The sequence below is a fragment of the Nocardia sp. AB354 genome, assembly GCF_049538315.1.
Lineage (GTDB): Bacteria > Actinomycetota > Actinomycetes > Mycobacteriales > Mycobacteriaceae > Nocardia > Nocardia nova.
Genome location: NZ_JBMVFU010000002.1, coordinates 330,232 through 348,644 on the forward strand (window position 1 = coordinate 330,232; position 18,413 = coordinate 348,644).

Sequence of the window (18,413 nt, forward strand, 5' to 3'; positions counted from 1 at the left end):
GTACATCATTTCTTTCCGATACGATTTTCAGTTGTATGGCGTTTATCGACCCGGAGTCGCGCGCTGTTAGCAGCGTTTCGTAAAAATGGTTCGGATCACATCCGGCGGCCTTCGGGTCGGCTGTTCGTGTAATTCGGTCATGTGTCCAGAATTTGTAGAACCGCCCTCGGTGACGATGCGGGTGATGAAATCTCGGCAGCGTGTCGTCGCACCATAATCGCAGCTGGAGAGGCGTTTCAGAAAATTCGGACGGCGTAATTCCGGTGCACGGAACCCCTGGCCGTCGTGCTGATTCCGATCTCCCGTCCCCGGGATGCCTTTACCCAATCAATCGACTGCGAAACCCAGGGAATGCATTTTCCGGAGGCTGATTCTGTTCACAGCAAAGCTTAAGAAATTGGGGTTTCCTGCCTGCCATCGGATCGGCCGTTCTTCCCGTCGCCGAACCCGCAGATGAGTTTCGGTCCGGCGGCGCGTCATGATTCGCGGACCGGAGGGAGTCATCGTCGGCTCGGCCGAGGGCATCGGCCGACGGCGGACACACGCCCGGAAGACCTCGGATTCACCCCGAACGGTGGAGCAACCACCGGTTGTGAACAGCGATACTGGCCGATGAGCGCCGTTGTCGTTATCACCGTTTCGAGGAAAGTGAGGATGATTCCCGATGTCCACTCATCAGGCTGTGCACATCCGATCCGCCGGTGACGCGTTGAAAGTGGTGGAGGTCGACACCACTGCGCCGCCCCGCGACCATGTGCGGATCCGGGTCTCGGCGTGTGGTGTCTGCGGCACGGATCGGGCGTTCGCCGGTGGCGGATTTCCCGGCATGTCCTGGCCGCTCACCCTGGGACACGAGATCGCGGGCACCATCGCCGAACTCGGCGACGGTGTGGACAACTACGCTCTCGGCGACCGCGTCGCGGTGGGCTGGTTCGGCGGGCACTGCGGCGAGTGCGTTCCCTGCCGGCAGGGAGATTTCATTCATTGCGTGAATCTGCGGGTTCCCAGTTGGCACTACCCCGGCGGATATGCCGAGTCGGTGACGGTCCCGGCCAACGCGCCGGCCCGCATCCCCGACGAGCTCTCGTTCAGCGAGGCCGCGCCGATGGGGTGTGCCGGCGTCACCACCTTCCACGCCCTGCGTGAGAGCAGGGCACGGCCCGGCGACCGCGTCGCGATCCTCGGCATCGGCGGACTCGGGCACCTGGGCGTTCAATTCGCGCGTGCGATGGGCTTCGAAACGATCGCGATAGCGCGCGGTGCGGGCAAGGCCGAGGATGCCCGCGCGCTGGGCGCCCACCACTACATCGACTCGACCGCGGTCGAGGTCGGCGAGGCATTGCGGGAACTCGGGGGCGCGGCGGTCGTCCTCGCGACGGCGGGCAATTCCGCCGCCATGGCCGATACAGTCGGCGGGCTGCAGCCGCGCGGTGAACTGATCACCATCGGCGTCACGGCCGATCCACTGCCCATCAGCCCGATGCAGCTGATCGTCCCCGGCCTGCGCGTCATCGGCCATCCGTCCGGCACCGCGCGCGATGTCGAGGAAACGATGGAGTTCGCGGTGCGATCGGGCGTCCGCGCGCGCATTCAGGAACTACCGCTCGAGCAGGCGGCGCAGGCCTACGCCGATATGGAGCAGGGCCGCGCCCGCTACCGTATGGTCCTCACGATGTAATGCGGTGACCAGCGCAAACTCCATATCAGCGATCGTGTCAGGCCGACGTCAGGGGCGTATCAGCCGGCCACCGCACAGTTGTCCCCATGAACAGCACAGCAATTGCCGCCTACGGGTTGCGGAAGGCATACGGGGACAAGACGATCCTCGACGGGATCGACCTGACCATCGAGGCCGGGACGATCTTCTCGCTGCTCGGCCCCAACGGGGCCGGGAAGACGACGACCGTGAACGTGTTGACCACGTTGGCGAAGGCCGACGGGGGAACGGCTCGGATCGCGGGACACGACCTGGCCACCGAGGGCAAGGCCGTCCGGGCGGCGATCGGGGTGACCGGGCAGTTCGCGGCGGTCGACGATCTGCTGACGGGGGAGGAGAACCTGCGGCTGATGGCGGGGCTGCATCGCCTGCGTGGGGAGGCCGGCAAGCGGGTGGTGGCCGAACTGCTGGAGCGGTTCGATCTGGTGGAGTCCGCGGGTAAGCGGGCGGCGACCTACTCCGGCGGTATGCGCCGGAAGCTGGATCTGGCGATGACGCTGGTCACCAAACCGCAGATCGTCTTCCTCGACGAGCCGACGACCGGCCTGGATCCGCGCAGCCGGCGCACCATGTGGGACATCGTGCGGGAGTTGACATCCGAGGGCGTGACGATCTTCCTCACCACCCAGTATCTCGAGGAAGCCGATCAGCTGGCCGACCGGATCGCGGTACTCGACCAGGGCCGCCTCGTCGCCGAAGGCACCCCCGACGACCTCAAGCGCCTGGTGCCCGGCAGCCACATCCAGCTCCGGTTCGCACAACCCGAGGAACTGGACACGGCGGCGCACAGCCTGCCCGGCGCCACCCGCGACGACAGCGCGCTGACCTTGCGCGTGCCCGGCAACGGCGGCACGAAATCGCTGCGCCACCTGCTGGACCGGCTCGCCGAATCCTCGATCGAGGCCGAAGAGGTCACCGTCCACACCCCCGATCTCGACGACGTTTTCCTTTCCCTGACCGGTCACGCGACCACGGAGGTTTCCCCGCGATGAGTACGATCACCCTGCCCGCACCCCTGTCCGATGCGTCGATGATGTTGGGCCGCAACTTCACCCACATCGCCCGCACTCCCGTCACCATCTTCAACGCGGCACTGATGCCGGTCGTGATGATGCTGATCTTCGTCTACGTCTTCGGCAATGCCTTCGATGTCGGCGGCCACTACATCGATTACGCCACACCGGGTTTGATCCTGCTGGCCATCAGCTACGGACTGTCCGGCACCGCGGTGTCGGTGAGCTCCGACATGGCGAAGGGCATCATCAACCGGTTCAAGGTCATGGACGTCTCCCGCAGCGCGATCCTGATCGGTCACGTGGCGGCGACCATGCTGACCAACCTGGTGGCCATCGCGGCCGTCATCGGTGTGGCCTTCGCGCTGGGCTTCCGCCCGCCGGCGAGTGCGACGGACTGGCTGGCCGCCATCGGCATCATGGTCGCGACCTCGTTCGCGGCGTCGTGGCTCACCGTCGCGCTGGGAATGGCCGCGAAGACGCCGGAATCCGCCGGTATGAGCGTGGTGCCGCTGATCATGCTGCCCTTCGTGAGCAGCGCGATCGTGCCGGCCGACAAGATGGGCCAGGGCATCCGGCAGTTCGCGCAGTACCAGCCGTTCACGCCGATCATCGAATCACTGCGCGGATTTCTCGAAGGACACCCGTCCGGCGGCTACACCGCCGCCGCGCTCGCCTGGTGCGCCGGATTCGCCGTGGTCGGATTCTTCTGGTCGCGTGCCACGTTCAACAAGCGAGCGTAGCCGCCGCCAATTCCTCCCAATTCGCTTGTGTCCCTTCCGTCGTCGCCTCGGTGAACCGCTGGTCATCGAGGCGACGTCGTGCTGTCTGCTCGATCCGCTCCACATCCGGCTGGGACCGGTCGACCAGTCCGCGAACCGCGGCACTGGCCGCCAGCAACCGGACCGCCTGTTCGTCCTGTCCGGCCCGCGACGCCAGATCCGCGATCCCCACCAGCATCAAGGCGGTGAGCGGTGCGTAGCCGGCGCCGGTCGCGGCTCGCAACGCGGCGGCGTGCAGTGGGCGCGCGACATCCAAATCTGTTGCGAGACAACCGAGTTGATGGTTCGTCAACGCGTCGACGTAGTTCCGGTCGGTGTCGCCGCCCTGCATGGATGTCGCGATCTCGATCTGCCGGCGGGCTTGTTCCGTATCGCCTTGCCAGCGGGCCAGTTCTGCCTTGGTGAAGGCGAATTCGGCCAGAGCGTTCGGCCAGGCGGACCGGTCCGCGTACCGCTGCGCCTCGGTCATGGCGTCGGCGCTCGCCCCCGCATCGCCCAGCAGCCAATACAATTGAGCCTGGCGCGCGCGGATCAGGAAGACGTCCTCGATGGCGCCGACCTCGGTGACGACCGCGATGGCCTCGTCGAGATGTGCGCAGGCGGTGGCGAATTCGCCGCGCATGGCGATCCTGTTCGCCAGCTCGGTCAGGGCGAACGACATTCCCCAGCGCTCGCCGAGCGCGCGGAATTCGGCCAGTGCCGTCTCGAGATGCTCGTCCGCCTCCCGGCCGGGGAAGCCGAGGGCGATCCGCGCCTTACCCACCTGTAACCGGGACAGCGCACGCACCCACGGATCGTCGTGGGTGAGCAACGGTTCGAAGGCGGTCAGGAACTCGTCTCCGCCGCGCAACATGCGTTGCAGGGCGCCGATGAATGCCAGGAGCGGATAGTCGGATTCGCTGTTCCGGCCGAGGTGGTAGGCCTTGTGGACCCATTCGGCGACCTGGTGCTCGTCGTTCGGCCCGGAACTCATGAAATGCACGATCAGGCCGTAGACCCTGGCCCGGAATTCGTCGTCGCCGGTCTCCGCCGCGGCGCCGGCACTGCGTGGTGATGCTTCGCTGCCGCCTTCGTGCCCGCCGATTCGTGCGGTTGTGTCGGCGGCACTCTCGAGGGCACTGCGTGGTGATGCTTCGCTGCCGCCTTCGTGCCCGCCGATTCGTGCCGCGGCGGTGATCAGTTCCATCCCCTCGGCTTTGTGCCCGCCGAGCCACCAGTACCAGCCGGCGGCCGCCGCGAGCCGCAGCGCGCCCGCCGGGTCGTCGTCGGCGAGCGCGCCACGCAGGGCGGCCGCGATATTGTCGTGTTCGGCCTCGAGCCTGGCGAGCCACTCCAGCTGCTCGGCGCGGCGCAGATGCGGCTCCGCGGTGTCGGCGAGGGTCGTGAAGTACGAAAGATGTTGCCGACGAACGCATTCCGATTCGCCGGCCGCGACCAGGCGGTCGTATGCGTACTGTCTGATCGTTTCGAGCATCCGGTAGCGGGGTTCGCTGTCGGCCGTGTTGAGCAGCAGCGACTTCTCGGTCAGTGCCGTCAGCAAGTCGAGCACCTCCCACTGCTCGACTTCCCCCGGTGCGTCTGAGATGGCGCAGATCTGCTCGGCCGCTTCGAGACTCGCACCGCCCGCGAAGACCGCCAGCCTGCGCAGCACCGTCCGCTCCGCGTCGGTGAGCAGTTCCCAGCTCCAATCGACCACCGCGCGCAACGTACGGTGCTGCGGGATGGCGGTGCGGCTGCCGCCGGTGAGCAGGCGGAACCGATCGTCGAGGCGGTCGGCGAGCTGGTCCAGGGACATGGTGCGCAGCCGGGCCGCGGCCAGCTCGATGGCCAGCGGTATGCCGTCGAGGGCACGGCAGACGCGCGCGATGGTCGACAGGGTGGCGGGATTCGTCATATCCAGATCGGTCCGGACCGCGCCGGCCCGGTCGCGCAGCAACTGCACGGCGGGGGAGGATTCGATCTCGGCCGGTCCGGCGTCCTCGTCCGGCAGCGCCAGCGGCGCCACCTGCCACAGCGCCTCGCCCGTGATGCCGAGCGGTTCGCGGCTCGTGGCGAGAATCCGCAGGCCCCGGCATTCTCCGAGCACCCGGTGGGCGAAGGCCGCCGCGGCGTCGATCACGTGCTCACAATTGTCCAGGATCAGCAGCGTCTCGCGGTCGCGGATCGCCGCGACGAGCCGGTCGACCGGTTCCGCGTCCGGTGCGCCGCCGAGCAGTGCGTCGCGCAGCCCGAATGCGGCCAGCGCCGACTGCGCCACGTCACCGCCGGCGCCGACGGACGCCAGTTCCACCAGCCAGGCCCCGTCCGGCAGATCGTCGAGCAGGGTGCGTGCGGTTTCCAGCGCCAGCCGGGTCTTCCCCGAGCCGCCCGGACCGGTCAAGGTGGTGAGCCGGTGGTTCGCGATGAGTTCGCGCACGGCGGCGACGTCGGCGTATGTGCCGACGTAGCTGGTCAATTCGGCCCGCAGGTTGGTCTTGCGTTCGCTGTCTCGCGGTCCCGCTTCGCCGCGCAGCAGGGCCACGTGCAGATCGGACAGTTCCGGTGCGGGATCCACACCCAGGGTGTCGGCGAGTGCTTCGCGGGCCCGCTGGTAGACGAGCAGGGCCTCTGCGCCGCGGCCCGCCGCGGCCAGGGCCCGCATCAACGCGGCGACCAGTCGTTCCCGGACCGGATGCCGGGCCACCAACTCCGTGAGTTCGGCGACCAGCTCCGGTCCGCGCCCGAGGCGAATCTCCGCTTCGTACAGGTCTTCCAGCGCTGCCAGCCGCAGCCCCTCGAAGCGGGTGACCACCGCCTCGACCGCCGGACTGTCGCGCATATCGATGTCCTGCATCGGCGCCCCGCGCCACAGCGCGAGGGCCTCGCGCAGCAGGTGCGTCTGCCGGACGACGTCGCCGCCACGAGCCTGATCGAGGAGCCGTTCGAACCGCAACGCGTCGACCGCGTTCGGATCCACCGCCAGCCGGTAGCCGCCCGCCTGCCCGTCGAGCGAACCGTCCGGCAGCACCCGGCGCAGCCGGGAAACCAACGCCTGCAACGCATTCGCGGCGTCGGCGGGCGGTTGCTCACCCCAGATCCAGTCGACCAGCGTCGCTTTGGGGACCGCGCGGCCGGGTTCGAGTGCGAGGGCGATCAACAGCGCCCGCAACCGGGCGCCCGGTACCTCGATCACTTCACCGTCATCTGCCCGGATGTCGAGCGTTCCAAGCATCCCGATTCGCACCCGGATCATTCTGCCGTGGTCGGCCGGCCCGTGTGAGATCGCCCGGTCCACGGCTGACAAGAACACCGGAGAAACCGGAATCGACCTGGGTGACCAGCGGAAACAGTATGTCAGCGGGCGTGTCAGCCCGGCATCAGCCCGATATCAGCCGGGTTGGCGACAGTAGTTCTCGTGAACAGCACAGCGATCCGCGCCGCGGACCGGTTCACCGGCCGGATCCCCCGATCCCGCCGCCCGATTCCCAGCAGAGCACAGGAGAACACCATGCCTACCTTCCAGACCCCGGAACCGATCGCCGTCGCCGTCGAGGTGCTGTCCGGCACCGTCACTGTCATCGCCTCCGACCGCACCGACACCGTCGTCGCGGTCCGTCCCGCCGACGCGGCCAAGAAGGCCGACGTCCGCGCCGCCGAGCAGACGCGGGTCGATTTCGCCGACGGCGCCCTGACCGTGACGACGCCGAAGGACTGGCGAACCTACACCCCCTTCGGCGGCAACCCGTCGATCGAGGTGACCGTCGAGGTGCCGACCGGTTCCGGTTTCCGGGGTACCGCCGGTGTGGGCCGAATCCTCGGCGCCGGCGAACTCGGCGACTGCGTGCTGGAGGTGTCGGCCGGGGACATCGTCGTCGAGCGTCCGCTCGGTTCGGTGACCGCGAAGACCGCCCAGGGCAATATCCGGATCGGCGAGGCCACCCGCGGTGTGCTGCGGCTGGAGACCTCGGTGGGCGATCTGGAGGTCGGCATCCGTCCGGGTAGCGCGGCGCGGCTGGAGACCACCGTCGCGAGCGGCGCCGTGCACAACCAACTCGGGCCGGTCGACGGTGCGCAGGACTACGAGCACACCGTGCGGGTGTATGCGCGCAGCGCCCTCGGCAACGTCGTCATCCAGCACGCGTCCGCCGCCTAGTTCCCTCGATATCCGCCGATCCGTCTCCCGAGAGGAAAACGCCATGACCCGAACGGTTCCCGTCCCGCACGGCCTGCCCATGGAACGCGATGCGGGCCCCTTCGATCCGCCCCGCGAGATCACCCGCTTGCGTGATGCTCACCCCGTCGGCCCGATGATCTTCCCCGACGGGCACGAGGGCTGGCTGGTCACCGGATACGACGAGGTGCGCAGCCTGCTGGCCGACCCGCGCTTCAGTTCGCGCCAGGACATCGGCGTTCTGCATGTGCCATACGAGATTCCGGGCATGCCGGTCGCCACCGAGCCGTCGCCGCAGATCCCGGGCGTCTTCATCGCGATGGACGCGCCGGACCATACCCGATTGCGGCGCAAGCTCGTCGGCGCCTTCACCGTCAAACGGATGAAGCAGCTCGAAGACCACATCGTGGACGTGGTCGAGCGGCAACTGGAGGTGATGGCCCGGCTGACCCCGCCGGTCGACCTGGTGGCGGAGTTCGCGCTGCCGGTGCCCTCGCTGGTGATCTGCGAACTGCTCGGCGTTCCCTACGAGGACCGCGACACCTTCCAGGTCAACTCGGCCAAGTTCCTCGTCAAGGACCAGGCGCTCGAGGAGAAGATGGCGGCCTACGGCGCGCTGACGTCCTATCTGGCCGAACTGGTCGTCCGCAAGCGCGCCGAACCGGGTGAGGACATCCTGTCCGACCTGGCCCGCCACGACGACCTCACCGTCGAGGAGCTGACCGGCATCGCCTTCCTGCTCCTGCTGGCGGGGCACGAGACCACCGCGAATATGTTGGGGCTCGGCACATTCGCGCTACTCGAGCATCCGGAGCAGGCGGCCGAACTGCGCGCGGATCCGGCTCTGGTTCCCGATGCGGTCGAGGAACTGATGCGCTATCTCTCCGTCGCCGACATCTTCTACCGCTACGCCACCGACGACATCGAACTGGGCGGTGAAACCATCGGCAAGGGCTCGACCGTCGTCGTCTCGCTGCTGGCCGCCAACCGAGACCCGCGCCGCTTCGACGAACCCGACACTCTCGACGTGCGCCGCACGGCCCGCGGCCACCTGTCCTTCGGCCACGGCATGCACCTGTGCCTCGGTCAGCAACTGGCACGGATCGAAATGCGCGCCGGATTCGCCGGCCTGCTACGCCGCTTCCCGACCCTGGCCCTCGCTGTCCCGGCCGATGCGGTGAGGTTGCGGACCGATATGAATATCTATGGGGTGCACGAACTTCCGGTCACGTGGACGGATGTCGCGGAGTAGCCGGAGCGGTCGGGCGCGGCGATTCAGGCGGCCGGGGTGATGTGCTCGGCCGATCCGCCGATCACAGCCGCATCGGGTCCGGCGAGGGTGCGGATGAAGGCCAGTTGCGCGGCCCGGCCTTCGGTGACGACGCGCTCGAACTGGCCCGGGATCAGCCGGGCCCGCGCCGACCGCGCGAGGTTGACGGGTATGCGCAGCACGGGATACCAGGGCAGGGTGCGACTGGGCAGGCCGAGTCGTTTCATGGCGGACGGGCCCAGATACATCATCGCGATCGACAGGTGCTGGGACCGGGCGATCCGCCGCCGCAGTCCCGGCAGCCGGTCGTAGTGCCAGCCGAGCGGTTCGTCACGCATCGGGATCGCGAGTTGGCGGGAGGTGTCGTCCGGGTTCGTGATGGCGGTCATCGTGTGGTAGAGAATGCGGACGCTGTCGCGAAAGTCGTTGGGCAGGAAGCGTTCCTCGACACCCATCACCCAGCCGACGTAGCGGGCCAGGTGGGCCATGGCCTCCGCGTCGCGGGGCGTGATCACGACGCCCATGCCGATGGCGCCGATCATCGGGGCGATCAGCGCGCCGACCAGTGTGGCGGCCATATCGGTCTGATTGATCGGCAGTCCCCACTCCTCGGCCCGCCAGTCCGGCATGGCGGCCACGTGGCGGCGCACCAGCGAGTGGATCAGCCGGACGTGCACGGTCGAGCGAAAACCGTTGCCGCCCGGCGCCATTCCGCCGGCCGCGGTGACATCCATCGCCCACTGCGTGGTCTCGGCGAATCGCTTGGCGGGGCCCTTTTCCAGGGCGCCGGTGCGCAGCAGGGTCTTGTTGAAACCGGAGGCCAGGTATCCGCCCAGGAACGACATGTCGCGGGCGACGTAGATCCCGTCGCGGCCGCCCAGGCAGGAGACGCGCTCCGCGTGGCGGATCTTTCGCCGATCCACCCACTCGGGTACCGCTTCGACGTATTCGAAGAATTCGCGCAGGGGCGCCGGGGCATCCGGTACCGCGGCGATGCCCTCCCGCAGGGCGCGGTCGAACAGCGGCCGGGTCGTGGCCATGCCCTCGCGATACATCCAGTCCACGAGCTCGTCCATCGGCCGGTCGCCGACGGTCAGTGCCTCGCCCAGTTCGCGAAATTCGGCCGGGCCCGGTGCGCCGAGCCCGAGCATCCGGGCGAGCGTGCCGAGACCGGGCCCGGGGACGGGCCGGGGTGAGCTCGGGTGCCGGAGCGGAACGGTCGGCGTCACGATGTCCTCCTCGTCGAAGATCTGGCAAGATCCTCTACCAGAAATCGACTTTTGGCAAGACCCCCTACCAAAAGCGGCGACCCCCAGTCCCACCGTGAGTCTCGGTCGATGTTCCTTTTGTACGCCGTCCGATTCCGGCGGATGATGCTGCTTACCATTCGTCGTCATCGGAGGTCATGGTGGAGATCGCGTACTGGATCGTCGGCGCGCTGCTGGCGGTGTTCTACCTCTACTCGGGCGGGATCAAGATGCTGCGGTCGAAGGACCGGCTGCGCCCGATGATGGGGTGGATCGACACCGTGCCGCTGGGCCTGGTGCGAGGCATCGGCGCGAGCGAGGTCCTCGGCGCGGCCGGGCTGATCCTGCCGCCGCTGACCGGGATCGCCGTGGTTCTCGCGCTCGTCGCCGCCATCGGATTGGCGCTGGTGCAGGTCGGTGCGATCGTCGTGCATCTGCGCCGCGGCGAGGTGAAGCTGATCGGCCTGAATGTGGCCCTGCTGGCGCTGGCCGTCGTCGCCGCGTGGTTGTCCACCGTGTGGTTGTGAGCAGGGTTCGAAACTCCGGCTGGGGAATTGCCGGCAATTCGGTATGGTGCCTCGAAATTACCTATAGCCCCAAGTAGATTGCAGAAATCGGTCGTGGCTCGGAACTCGTGACCGAATGGCAGCGAGCCTGTGGCAAATAATCGCTCGTGCGGCCGAAAGGAACGGCGGATGGGCACCGTGATCGGGAGGACCCTGCCCTTGGCCGCCGCGATCGCGGTGAGTCCACTGCCGCTGATCGTGGCGGTGCTGATGCTGGTGTCGGGGCAGGCGCGGGCGAAGAGCAGTGGATACCTGCTCGGCCGGATCTGCGGGTTCGCGGTGCTCGTCACCGCGGTGGCCTGGCTGATCGGCGCGTCCGCGGGCCGGCATCTGCATCCCCATCACGCCTCGACCGCGACCTCGCTCGTACGCCTCTTCGGCGGGATCGGGTTGCTCGGTGTCGCGGCGTGGTTCGGGTTCCAGCGCGGGCGCGGGGAGGTGAAGCCGCGGAAACTGTGGGACCGAGTCGACCGCGTGACTCCGGCGGGCGCCTTCGGGCTCGGTGTGGCGCTCGTCGTCGTCGACGTCAGCACCCTCGTCCCCGCCGTCATGGGCGGGCTCGACATCGCCGAGGCGCGGCTGCCGGCGCCGAGAGCGGTGGGCGCCGGTGCGATCTTCCTCGTGATCGCGCTGGCCTCGTGCATCGCGCCGGTCGTCGCCTACCTGGTCGCGGGCGAGCGGCTCGATCAACCCCTGGCCGCCACCAAAACCTGGCTGGTCGCCAACGACCGAACCGTGATGATGGTGCTGCTGCTGCTCGTGGGAACGATGCTGATCGGCCGAGCCATCGAAGCCCTGACCTCCGGATAGCCGCGGCGGTTCAGCGGTGGCACCCCGGTGATGTAGATCACTGTCGCGGGTTGTTATGCGACGGGCTCGACGGGCGTCTTGTGTGCGTCCACGCAACGAAGGGGGGCTCGGCGACGGTGGCGGATTTCGTCTCGCCCGGCGCCGGTCGGCCTCCTCTGTCCGAAGGAAAAGCCATGCGTATCACCATCTTCGGGGCCAACGGTCCCACCGGTCGCCAGCTCACCGCGCAGTCGCTGGCCGCCGGACATCAGGTCGCGGCGGTGACGCGGCGGCCGGGCGAATTCCCGCTGCGCCATGAGCGGCTCGACGTGATCGGCGCCGATGTGCTCGACCCGGCCGCGGTCGAGACGGCGGTGAAGGGGTGCGAGGCGGTGCTGTCCGCGCTCGGGGTGCCGCCGAGCAAGGAACCGATCACCACGTATTCCGAGGGCGTGTCGAACATCGTGACGGCGATGCGGCGGCACGGGGTGAGCCGGATCGTGGTGGTGAGTTCGGCCGGCGTCGATCCGCGCCCCTACAGCGAGGGCGGCTTCCTCTTCAATCGGCTGCTGGTGCCGTATGTGACGCGGGTGGCGGGCAAGACGCTCTACGACGATATGCGGCGGATGGAAGCACTGCTGCGCGACAGCGATCGGGAGTGGACCGTGGTGCGTCCGAGCGGACTCTACGACCGCCCGGACGTCACCGACTACACGATGGTCGAGGACTACGCCGACGGGATCTTCACCGCCCGAAGCGATCTGGCCGCGAGCATGCTCGCCGCCGTGACCGAGGGCCGTTTCGTCCGCGCCGCGGCCGGTGTGATCACCACCGATTCCGGTAACCCCACCCTGCTGCGATGGATCCGGCAGCAGGCGAGCGGCGCCCACTGAATCACACCGCATCAGGTATGGAAATTTCATTCTCGATATTGGAGAATCCGATTAGCAAGTGAGCGATCGCTCGGCGCGGGTGGTCGGGAATCCGGCATCGGGCATCGGTGTGCCCGAGTGGCAATGAACGAGGTGCGTTATGGCTGGGCGGGTAGAGGGCAAGGTCGCCTTCATCACTGGTGCGGCACGCGGCCAGGGGCGAAGTCATGCGGTGCGGCTCGCGGAGGAGGGCGCCGACATCATCGCCGTCGACGTCTGTAAACCGGTGAGCGGTACCGATCTGATCCCGGCTTCGACCCCGGCCGATCTGGCCGAGACGGTGGAGCTGGTCAAGGGTCTCGGTCGGCGCATCGTCACCGCCGAGGTCGACGTCCGCGATTTCGACGCGTTGAAGGCCGCCGTGGACAACGGGGTCGAGCAGCTGGGCCGGCTCGACATCATCGTGGCGAACGCCGGGATCGGCAACGGGGGTGCGACCCTGGCCGAAACCAGTGAGCAGGACTGGAACACGATGATCGGCATCAATCTGGAAGGCGTCTGGAAGACCGTGAAAGCCGGTGTGCCGCATCTGATTTCCGGCGGCAACGGCGGCTCGATCATCCTCACCAGTTCGGTGGGCGGACTCAAGGCCTACCCGAACACCGGGCATTACGTCGCCGCCAAACACGGCGTGGTCGGCCTGATGCGGACCTTCGCGGTCGAGCTGGGCGCGAATTCGATCCGGGTCAATTCGGTCCATCCGACCAACGTGAACACTCCGATGTTCATGAACGAGGGAACGATGAAGATGTTCCGCCCGGATCTGGAGAATCCGGGCGTCGAGGATTTCGAACCGGTGGCGAAGTTCATGCACGTCCTGCCGGTCGGCTGGGTCGAGCCGGTGGATATCAGCAATGCGGTGCTGTTCCTCGCCTCGGACGAATCGCGCTACATCACCGGCCTGCCGGTGACCGTCGACGCGGGCAGCATGCTCAAGTAGGCGTGCCGGCGAGTACGGCCACACCCGTCCGCCCGCCGTCGACGTCCACGACGGTGCCGTGCACGAACGATGCCTCGTCGGAGGCCAGGAAGACCGCGGCCGCCGCGATGTCCTCGGCGGTTCCGGCCCTTCCGGCGGGCGTGCCGTGCATCATGGCGCCGGCGGCGGGGTCACGCTCCGGCGGCAGCACGACGCCGGGCGAAATGGCGTTGACGCGAACGCCTTTCGGGCCGAACTCCGCCGACCACGCCCGCGTGAGGGTTTCCACCGCTCCCTTCGTCGAGGCGTAGAGGGCGCCGACGGGCACGCTCAGCCGCGCCACCCACGAGCCGAGATTCACGATCACGCCGCCACCCGCCTCGACCATCGCCGGAGCCACCGCCTGGGTGAGGAAGAACGGCGCCTTGACGTTGACGGCGTAGACGCGGTCGAACATCTGCTCGTCGGCGGTCGTCGTGGTCGCCGGCGGAAAGATCCCGGCATTGTTGACCAAAATGTCGATGCGCCCACCGAGCGCTCGGGTGGCCGCATCGGCGAGCGCACGGGCGGAGGCCGCACTGCCGTCGAGGTCGGCGTGCACATAGTCGGCGCGGCCGCCGCCCGCGCGGATCTCGGCGACGACCGCGGCACCGCGCTCGTCGTCGCGGCCGGAGACGACGACATGCGCCCCCGCCGCGGCGTAGGCCACCGCGATGGCGCGTCCGATATTGCTGGTGGAACCCGTGATGAGGGCTGTTCGGCCCGAGAGTCGTGACATGAGACCGAAGCTACGAGCGATTTTTTGGACCAGCAAGTCCAAAGTTGCCCCGGGCGAAGTCGGCTAGGCCCCGCCGAAACCCCGGTACGGGCTCAGGGGGATCACGGTGAATTCGGAGACTCCGGCCGCGGCCATGGGCAGTTCCGCGACGATCGCGTTCGCCTGTTCGGCATCGGCCGCCTCGATCGTGAAGCAGGCGCCGGCGATATCGCCGCGCAACCAGATCTGGCGGACGACGCCGTCGAGATAGAGCTTGCGGACGTGCTCGGTCTCGGCCGGTAGTACTTTCTCGAAATCCGCGTCGGTGAACGATTCGGTGCGGCGCCGGGAAAGAACCATGAATTGCACTGTGCCTCCTGGTGTTCAGCGGTTCGGACGACCATTCTCTCGCCTCGGTGCCGCGGCATCCGGCGTCGTCGCTTCCCATCAGTTGGGCGAGAGAATGTGACAACTCTTCACTCACCGTTGACCGTCGATGTCCGGCTGCCTACAGTGATCGGAACCGGCTCGGTGCGGCTCGGCCCTCGGATCGAGGCCGCCGCGGTCGAAACCCGCTGTCGCGCACGGAGGTACGAATGAACGACGCTCGTCGGTTCGTGGTGATCGGCGGTGGTCTGGCCGGGCTGGCGTCGGCCGTCTGGCTGGCCGAGGCCGGGAAGCGGGTGACGTTGCTGGAGCGCCGGGCCCGGCTCGGTGGCCGTACCCAGGCGATGACGGTCGCCGAGGTCGGTGATACGCCCGACAACGGTCAGCACGTGATCGCCAGCGGCTACCACCACCTCTTCCGGTATCTGGCGAGCATCGGCACCGAGAAATATCTGGAATTTCCCACCGGGGGAACGCTGCGCTGGCCGGGCGGACGCGCAACGGCGTTGCACACCAGGGGTATTCGGGCCTTCGGTACACTGCTGGGCGCACATCCGGATGCCGGGTTCGGCGAGCGGCTGGCCGCGGCGCGGGCGACGATGCGGTTGGGGCTGCAGTGTCTGTTCCAGCCCGCGGATCTGGCCGACATCACCACCGAGCAGTGGTTCGAGCGCATCGGTATGCCCGCGAAAGCGCGTGAGGCGCTGTGGGATTGGCTGGCGCTGGGCATCGCCGCCGAGCCGGTGCAGCGGGAGTGCGCGAAGGTCTTCGCCGATGTGCTGGCCACCGGCATCCGGCTGGGAGTGCGGGATCGGCGTGCGGTCACCATCGGTTATCCGACCGTCGACCTCGATACGCTCTACATCACCGGTGCGGAGGAGGTGTTCCGCCGCCACGGAGTCGAGGTCCGCTATCGCGCGGTGGCGGACCGGATCCGGATCGTGGACGGCGCGGTGACCGGTGTCGATCTGGTGGACGGCACCACGGTCCCGGCCGATGCCGTGATCTGTGCGGTACCCAATTCCCGGATCCACGGCCTGCTCGACGATCTCCCCGAACACGCCGAAATCTACGCCGCGGCAGACAAATTGGGTGCTACGCCGATCGTCAGCACCAATCTGTATCTGGACCGGCCGCTCGGCACCCGCAGTGCGATGGAGGCGATCATCGGCGGGACGGGAGTGATCGACGAGGTGTTCGACCGCCAGCGCATGCACGGCCGCGAACCGAACGGCACCTGGCTGTACTGCCTGACCACCAGCGGCGCCTACGAACAGATCCACAAGAGCAGCGACGACATCATCGACGAGCAGATGGACCTGCTGCGCCGCTACTACCCCGAGGCGGCCGATGCGCGGGTGGTGCACGGCCACGTGGTCAAGATGCCGAAGGCGACCTTCTCCCAGGCCCTCGGCACCGACGGCCTGCGACCCGATCAGCGCACCTCGGTGCCCACTCTCATGCTGGCCGGGGACTGGACCAGCACCGACTGGTCGGCCACCATGGAAAGCGCTGTTCAGAGCGCCTCCAAGGCGGTGGCGGCGCTGCTGCGACTGCCGCCGCTCTAGCGAGTTCGCGGCCCGCGAAGCGGCTCCAGGAACGCCCGGGCGAGCTCGAGGTGGTCGGGCGTCAAACCGGTGTGGCGATCGACCGGGACGAGCAGGGTCGGGGCTACGGTGGCGGTGCGGCGCTCGGCCCAGCCCTGGTCGGCGTGCTGGAATTCGTCGTCGAACCAGCACAGCGGCCGGCGTCCGGCCCAGCGGTCGATGGTCGGAAGCTTGCCGTGGTGGCCCTCGCGATGCCGAATTCCGGTGTCCTCGAAGATGATCACCTCCAGCGGCGGCAGGCCGAGGACGGGACCGAGGACCGTATTCGCCGCATATTCCCACGCGGTCGCCCACACCAGTTCGGCATCGGTGATCTCGGCCAGTTCCAGCAGCCGCGAGCCGACGGCCGCGTCGAGCAGCACCTGCTGATCGATGGGCGGAATCGCGGGAATGATGCTGTGCTGCAACACATAAGGTCGGTAGCCGTGCGGGGGTGGGTGCGTGGCCCGGGGGTAGGGATTGAGGGGGCCGTCGACATCGAGCAGGATCGCGGCCCGTGATGTTTCGGTCATGACGCCCCCCGTTCGCTCATCCCAGGCTACGACGGCACCTGCGGATGAGTCCGCCACTCGCGGCAACGGTTTCGTGTCGACCCGATAACCGGGGCGAACGCACCGAAAATCGCCTCGGGAACCGCCCCGGCGGGCCGTCTGCGACGCGCCGAGCGACACGCGAGCAATCCCGTTAAATTTACGCCAGACCTGCATTCTCGACGGCACACGTTCGGTTATCGTTCATCTCACTGTCCGATGCTGCTGCCGGCGCGCCAGGACTGGTCGTCGATCCGGAGCGTTGTGGGCCGGTGTGACGATCGTTGGGCGTTACCGGAGTCCGTCCCGAAAGATCGAGGGAACGTGCCTGCACCCGTCATCCTGACCGGCCGCCACGTGCGGCTGGAACCTTTGGCACCGCACCATGTTCCGGGGCTCGCCGAGGCGGGCGCCGAGGATCGCGATGCGTTCGCGTTCACCCCCGTACCGCACGGCCGGGCCGAGGCCGCGGACTACGTCGCACAGGCCGCGGCGGCGCACGCCGTCGGTTCGGCGTTGGCCTTCGCGGTCGTCGCGACGGCCGACAACCGGGTACTGGGCTCGACGCGCTTCAACCGCTTCGACTACTGGCAGGGGCCGCTGGTGTGGCCGATCGTGCACGGTATGCCGACCGGAGATCCGCTGCTCGCGGTGCCCGACGCCGCCGAGATCGGCAATACCTGGCTCTGCTCGCAGGCGCGCGGCGCCGGTATCAATCTGGAATCGAAATTGTTGCTGCTCGAGCACGCCTTCGACGTGTGGCGGGTCCGCCGGATCGCGCTGCGCGCCGATGTGCGAAATATGCGCTCGCGCATGGCGATCGAGCGGTTGGGGGCGACCAGCGACGGCGTCCGCCGGGCGCATTCGCGCGGTCTGGACGGAACCGTGCGCAGTACCGCGTTCTATTCCATCCTGGACGAGGAATGGCCGGCGGTGCGCCGGCGCATCGACTCGGAGCTGGCCGGTCTGCCCCGGTTGCTGAACGCCTGATCGCACCCCGGAAGCAACCGGATAACGAATTCCGGATATCGCGTCGTGCCCCCGGCTCCTATAATTCATGGCACAACGGTCGGACGTCGAGGAGATCGGTCCGAGTCGGGTAACTCGGCGGCCGGCGCATGCTTCGGACCTTGTACCAGCGCGTTCGCGGAGGGTCGATCGCCCTCCCCTCCAGGAGACCGCATGTCCGACCGGATCCCCACGCCCCCGTCCACCCCCGCCGCGCCGCGAGCGCACGATCGATCCCATACGCGGATATGCCTGACCGATGCCGCCCATACCGGCCCGATGGTGAGTCTGTTCCTGGTGCCCGAGCCGCGGGTGCGGGGCGCCTCCATGCTGCATCTGCTCGAACAGGTTCCGGTGCGTGATGTGCCGGCGGCGGATCCCGAGCTGACCGCCGCCCTGGAAGCGCCCAGCCTGCCCGGTGCGGCAATCCGGTTGCTGCCCTGCGTTTCTCGACGCTCCGATACCTCGGTGATGCGCCATATCTTCCATGATCACTACATCGCCGACGGGCCGATGGGCCTCGACGTGTGCGATCCGGAGGAGATGGCGCGACTGGCCGCACTGCCCGAACGTGCCATCGGTCCGCGCCGCATCGACGATTTCGCCGACTACTCCGTGCGGCAGGCGATGCTGGCGGTCTTCCGCTATTTCGGTGTGGACCAACGGATTCCGCTGATGTACCACGGCTACGCCGACCCGGGCGGCCGCTGGCTGGCGGTGCGCACGGCACTCGCCTGAT

At 67.9% G+C, this 18,413-nt stretch carries 17 protein-coding genes; 12 read left to right on the top strand and 5 right to left on the bottom strand.

Annotated features, from left to right (window positions below):
- The first annotated feature begins 664 nt into the window (after positions 1-664).
- The 3 genes from ACPCUW_RS04075 (at position 665) to ACPCUW_RS04085 (ending at position 3,473) form a co-directional block, all read left to right on the top strand.
- On the top strand, positions 665-1,678 hold the full coding sequence (locus tag ACPCUW_RS04075; RefSeq protein ID WP_423423704.1) for an alcohol dehydrogenase catalytic domain-containing protein: 1,014 nt from the start codon (positions 665-667) through the stop codon (positions 1,676-1,678).
- A gap of 86 nt (positions 1,679-1,764) precedes the next feature.
- Positions 1,765-2,709 (top strand): ATP-binding cassette domain-containing protein, encoded by a 945-nt coding sequence (locus tag ACPCUW_RS04080; RefSeq protein ID WP_423423705.1) that lies wholly within the window; start codon positions 1,765-1,767, stop codon positions 2,707-2,709.
- Positions 2,706-3,473 (top strand): ABC transporter permease, encoded by a 768-nt coding sequence (locus ACPCUW_RS04085; RefSeq protein WP_063026675.1) that lies wholly within the window; start codon positions 2,706-2,708, stop codon positions 3,471-3,473. The genes ACPCUW_RS04080 and ACPCUW_RS04085 overlap by 4 nt, the downstream gene beginning before the upstream one ends.
- Here the strand turns inward: ACPCUW_RS04085 and ACPCUW_RS04090 are convergent.
- Positions 3,457-6,744 carry a BTAD domain-containing putative transcriptional regulator gene (locus ACPCUW_RS04090; protein WP_423423789.1) on the bottom strand — a complete coding sequence of 1,096 codons (3,288 nt, stop codon included), beginning with the start codon at positions 6,742-6,744 and terminating at the stop codon, positions 3,457-3,459. The genes ACPCUW_RS04085 and ACPCUW_RS04090 overlap by 17 nt on opposite strands.
- Before the next feature lie 162 nt (positions 6,745-6,906).
- Here ACPCUW_RS04090 and ACPCUW_RS04095 point away from each other — a divergent pair, with 162 nt between their 5' ends.
- On the top strand, positions 6,907-7,644 hold the full coding sequence (locus ACPCUW_RS04095; protein WP_423423706.1) for a hypothetical protein: 738 nt from the start codon (positions 6,907-6,909) through the stop codon (positions 7,642-7,644).
- Between the two features lie 43 nt (positions 7,645-7,687).
- Positions 7,688-8,914, top strand: coding sequence for a cytochrome P450 (locus ACPCUW_RS04100; RefSeq protein WP_423423707.1), 1,227 nt, complete (start codon positions 7,688-7,690; stop codon positions 8,912-8,914).
- Positions 8,915-8,937: 23 nt separating this feature from the next.
- Here ACPCUW_RS04100 and ACPCUW_RS04105 read toward each other — a convergent pair whose 3' ends face one another.
- Complete coding sequence (locus ACPCUW_RS04105; RefSeq protein ID WP_423423708.1) at positions 8,938-10,161, bottom strand: oxygenase MpaB family protein; 1,224 nt, start codon at positions 10,159-10,161, stop codon at positions 8,938-8,940.
- Positions 10,162-10,337: 176 nt separating this feature from the next.
- On the opposite strand from ACPCUW_RS04105, the gene ACPCUW_RS04110 reads away from it, so the two are divergent.
- The 4 genes from ACPCUW_RS04110 (at position 10,338) to ACPCUW_RS04125 (ending at position 13,406) form a co-directional block, all read left to right on the top strand.
- The gene (locus ACPCUW_RS04110; protein WP_423423709.1) at positions 10,338-10,706 is read left to right on the top strand and encodes a DoxX family protein; all 369 of its coding nucleotides are present in this window, start codon (positions 10,338-10,340) and stop codon (positions 10,704-10,706) included.
- Positions 10,707-10,874: 168 nt separating this feature from the next.
- Positions 10,875-11,555 (top strand): GAP family protein, encoded by a 681-nt coding sequence (locus ACPCUW_RS04115; RefSeq protein WP_423423710.1) that lies wholly within the window; start codon positions 10,875-10,877, stop codon positions 11,553-11,555.
- A 173-nt stretch (positions 11,556-11,728) separates the two neighbouring features.
- On the top strand, positions 11,729-12,427 hold the full coding sequence (locus ACPCUW_RS04120; protein WP_423423711.1) for an NAD(P)-dependent oxidoreductase: 699 nt from the start codon (positions 11,729-11,731) through the stop codon (positions 12,425-12,427).
- A gap of 139 nt (positions 12,428-12,566) precedes the next feature.
- Entirely contained in the window at positions 12,567-13,406 is an 840-nt protein-coding gene (locus tag ACPCUW_RS04125) for a mycofactocin-coupled SDR family oxidoreductase (protein ID WP_063012414.1), read from the top strand.
- Here the strand turns inward: ACPCUW_RS04125 and ACPCUW_RS04130 are convergent.
- Together ACPCUW_RS04130 and ACPCUW_RS04135 are read right to left on the bottom strand one after the other, a co-directional pair.
- A complete protein-coding gene (locus ACPCUW_RS04130; protein ID WP_064907605.1) occupies positions 13,399-14,163 on the bottom strand; it encodes an SDR family NAD(P)-dependent oxidoreductase in 765 nt (254 codons plus the stop codon). The genes ACPCUW_RS04125 and ACPCUW_RS04130 overlap by 8 nt on opposite strands.
- Positions 14,164-14,226: 63 nt before the next feature.
- A complete protein-coding gene (locus ACPCUW_RS04135) occupies positions 14,227-14,502 on the bottom strand; it encodes a hypothetical protein (protein ID WP_197521648.1) in 276 nt (91 codons plus the stop codon).
- A gap of 236 nt (positions 14,503-14,738) precedes the next feature.
- On the opposite strand from ACPCUW_RS04135, the gene hpnE reads away from it, so the two are divergent.
- Positions 14,739-16,097: a hydroxysqualene dehydroxylase HpnE gene (gene hpnE, locus ACPCUW_RS04140; RefSeq protein WP_423423712.1), complete on the top strand. Its 1,359-nt coding sequence runs from the start codon at positions 14,739-14,741 to the stop codon at positions 16,095-16,097.
- On the opposite strand, the gene ACPCUW_RS04145 is transcribed toward hpnE, so the two are convergent.
- Entirely contained in the window at positions 16,094-16,648 is a 555-nt protein-coding gene (locus ACPCUW_RS04145) for an HAD domain-containing protein (protein WP_423423713.1), read from the bottom strand. The genes hpnE and ACPCUW_RS04145 overlap by 4 nt on opposite strands.
- A 342-nt stretch (positions 16,649-16,990) precedes the next feature.
- Here ACPCUW_RS04145 and ACPCUW_RS04150 point away from each other — a divergent pair, with 342 nt between their 5' ends.
- Both ACPCUW_RS04150 and ACPCUW_RS04155 read left to right on the top strand, forming a co-directional pair.
- Positions 16,991-17,656, top strand: a complete 666-nt coding sequence (locus ACPCUW_RS04150; RefSeq protein ID WP_423423714.1) for a GNAT family N-acetyltransferase — start codon at positions 16,991-16,993, stop codon at positions 17,654-17,656.
- 192 nt (positions 17,657-17,848) lie between these two features.
- On the top strand, positions 17,849-18,412 hold the full coding sequence (locus tag ACPCUW_RS04155) for a hypothetical protein (protein WP_227463024.1): 564 nt from the start codon (positions 17,849-17,851) through the stop codon (positions 18,410-18,412).
- Position 18,413: the final 1 nt, after the last annotated feature.

Bases quoted from the DNA above. Each gene is read 5' to 3' on its own strand.
- ACPCUW_RS04075 (WP_423423704.1), top strand. From the start codon at position 665: ATGTCCACTCATCAGGCTGTGCACATCCGATCCGCCGGTGACGCGTTG.
- ACPCUW_RS04080 (WP_423423705.1), top strand. From the start codon at position 1,765: ATGAACAGCACAGCAATTGCCGCCTACGGGTTGCGGAAGGCATACGGG.
- ACPCUW_RS04085 (WP_063026675.1), top strand. From the start codon at position 2,706: ATGAGTACGATCACCCTGCCCGCACCCCTGTCCGATGCGTCGATGATG.
- ACPCUW_RS04090 (WP_423423789.1), bottom strand. From the start codon at position 6,744: ATGATCCGGGTGCGAATCGGGATGCTTGGAACGCTCGACATCCGGGCA.
- ACPCUW_RS04100 (WP_423423707.1), top strand. From the start codon at position 7,688: ATGACCCGAACGGTTCCCGTCCCGCACGGCCTGCCCATGGAACGCGAT.
- ACPCUW_RS04110 (WP_423423709.1), top strand. From the start codon at position 10,338: ATGGTGGAGATCGCGTACTGGATCGTCGGCGCGCTGCTGGCGGTGTTC.
- ACPCUW_RS04115 (WP_423423710.1), top strand. From the start codon at position 10,875: ATGGGCACCGTGATCGGGAGGACCCTGCCCTTGGCCGCCGCGATCGCG.
- ACPCUW_RS04120 (WP_423423711.1), top strand. From the start codon at position 11,729: ATGCGTATCACCATCTTCGGGGCCAACGGTCCCACCGGTCGCCAGCTC.
- ACPCUW_RS04125 (WP_063012414.1), top strand. From the start codon at position 12,567: ATGGCTGGGCGGGTAGAGGGCAAGGTCGCCTTCATCACTGGTGCGGCA.
- ACPCUW_RS04130 (WP_064907605.1), bottom strand. From the start codon at position 14,163: ATGTCACGACTCTCGGGCCGAACAGCCCTCATCACGGGTTCCACCAGC.
- ACPCUW_RS04135 (WP_197521648.1), bottom strand. From the start codon at position 14,502: ATGGTTCTTTCCCGGCGCCGCACCGAATCGTTCACCGACGCGGATTTC.
- hpnE (WP_423423712.1), top strand. From the start codon at position 14,739: ATGAACGACGCTCGTCGGTTCGTGGTGATCGGCGGTGGTCTGGCCGGG.
- ACPCUW_RS04145 (WP_423423713.1), bottom strand. From the start codon at position 16,648: ATGACCGAAACATCACGGGCCGCGATCCTGCTCGATGTCGACGGCCCC.
- ACPCUW_RS04155 (WP_227463024.1), top strand. From the start codon at position 17,849: ATGTCCGACCGGATCCCCACGCCCCCGTCCACCCCCGCCGCGCCGCGA.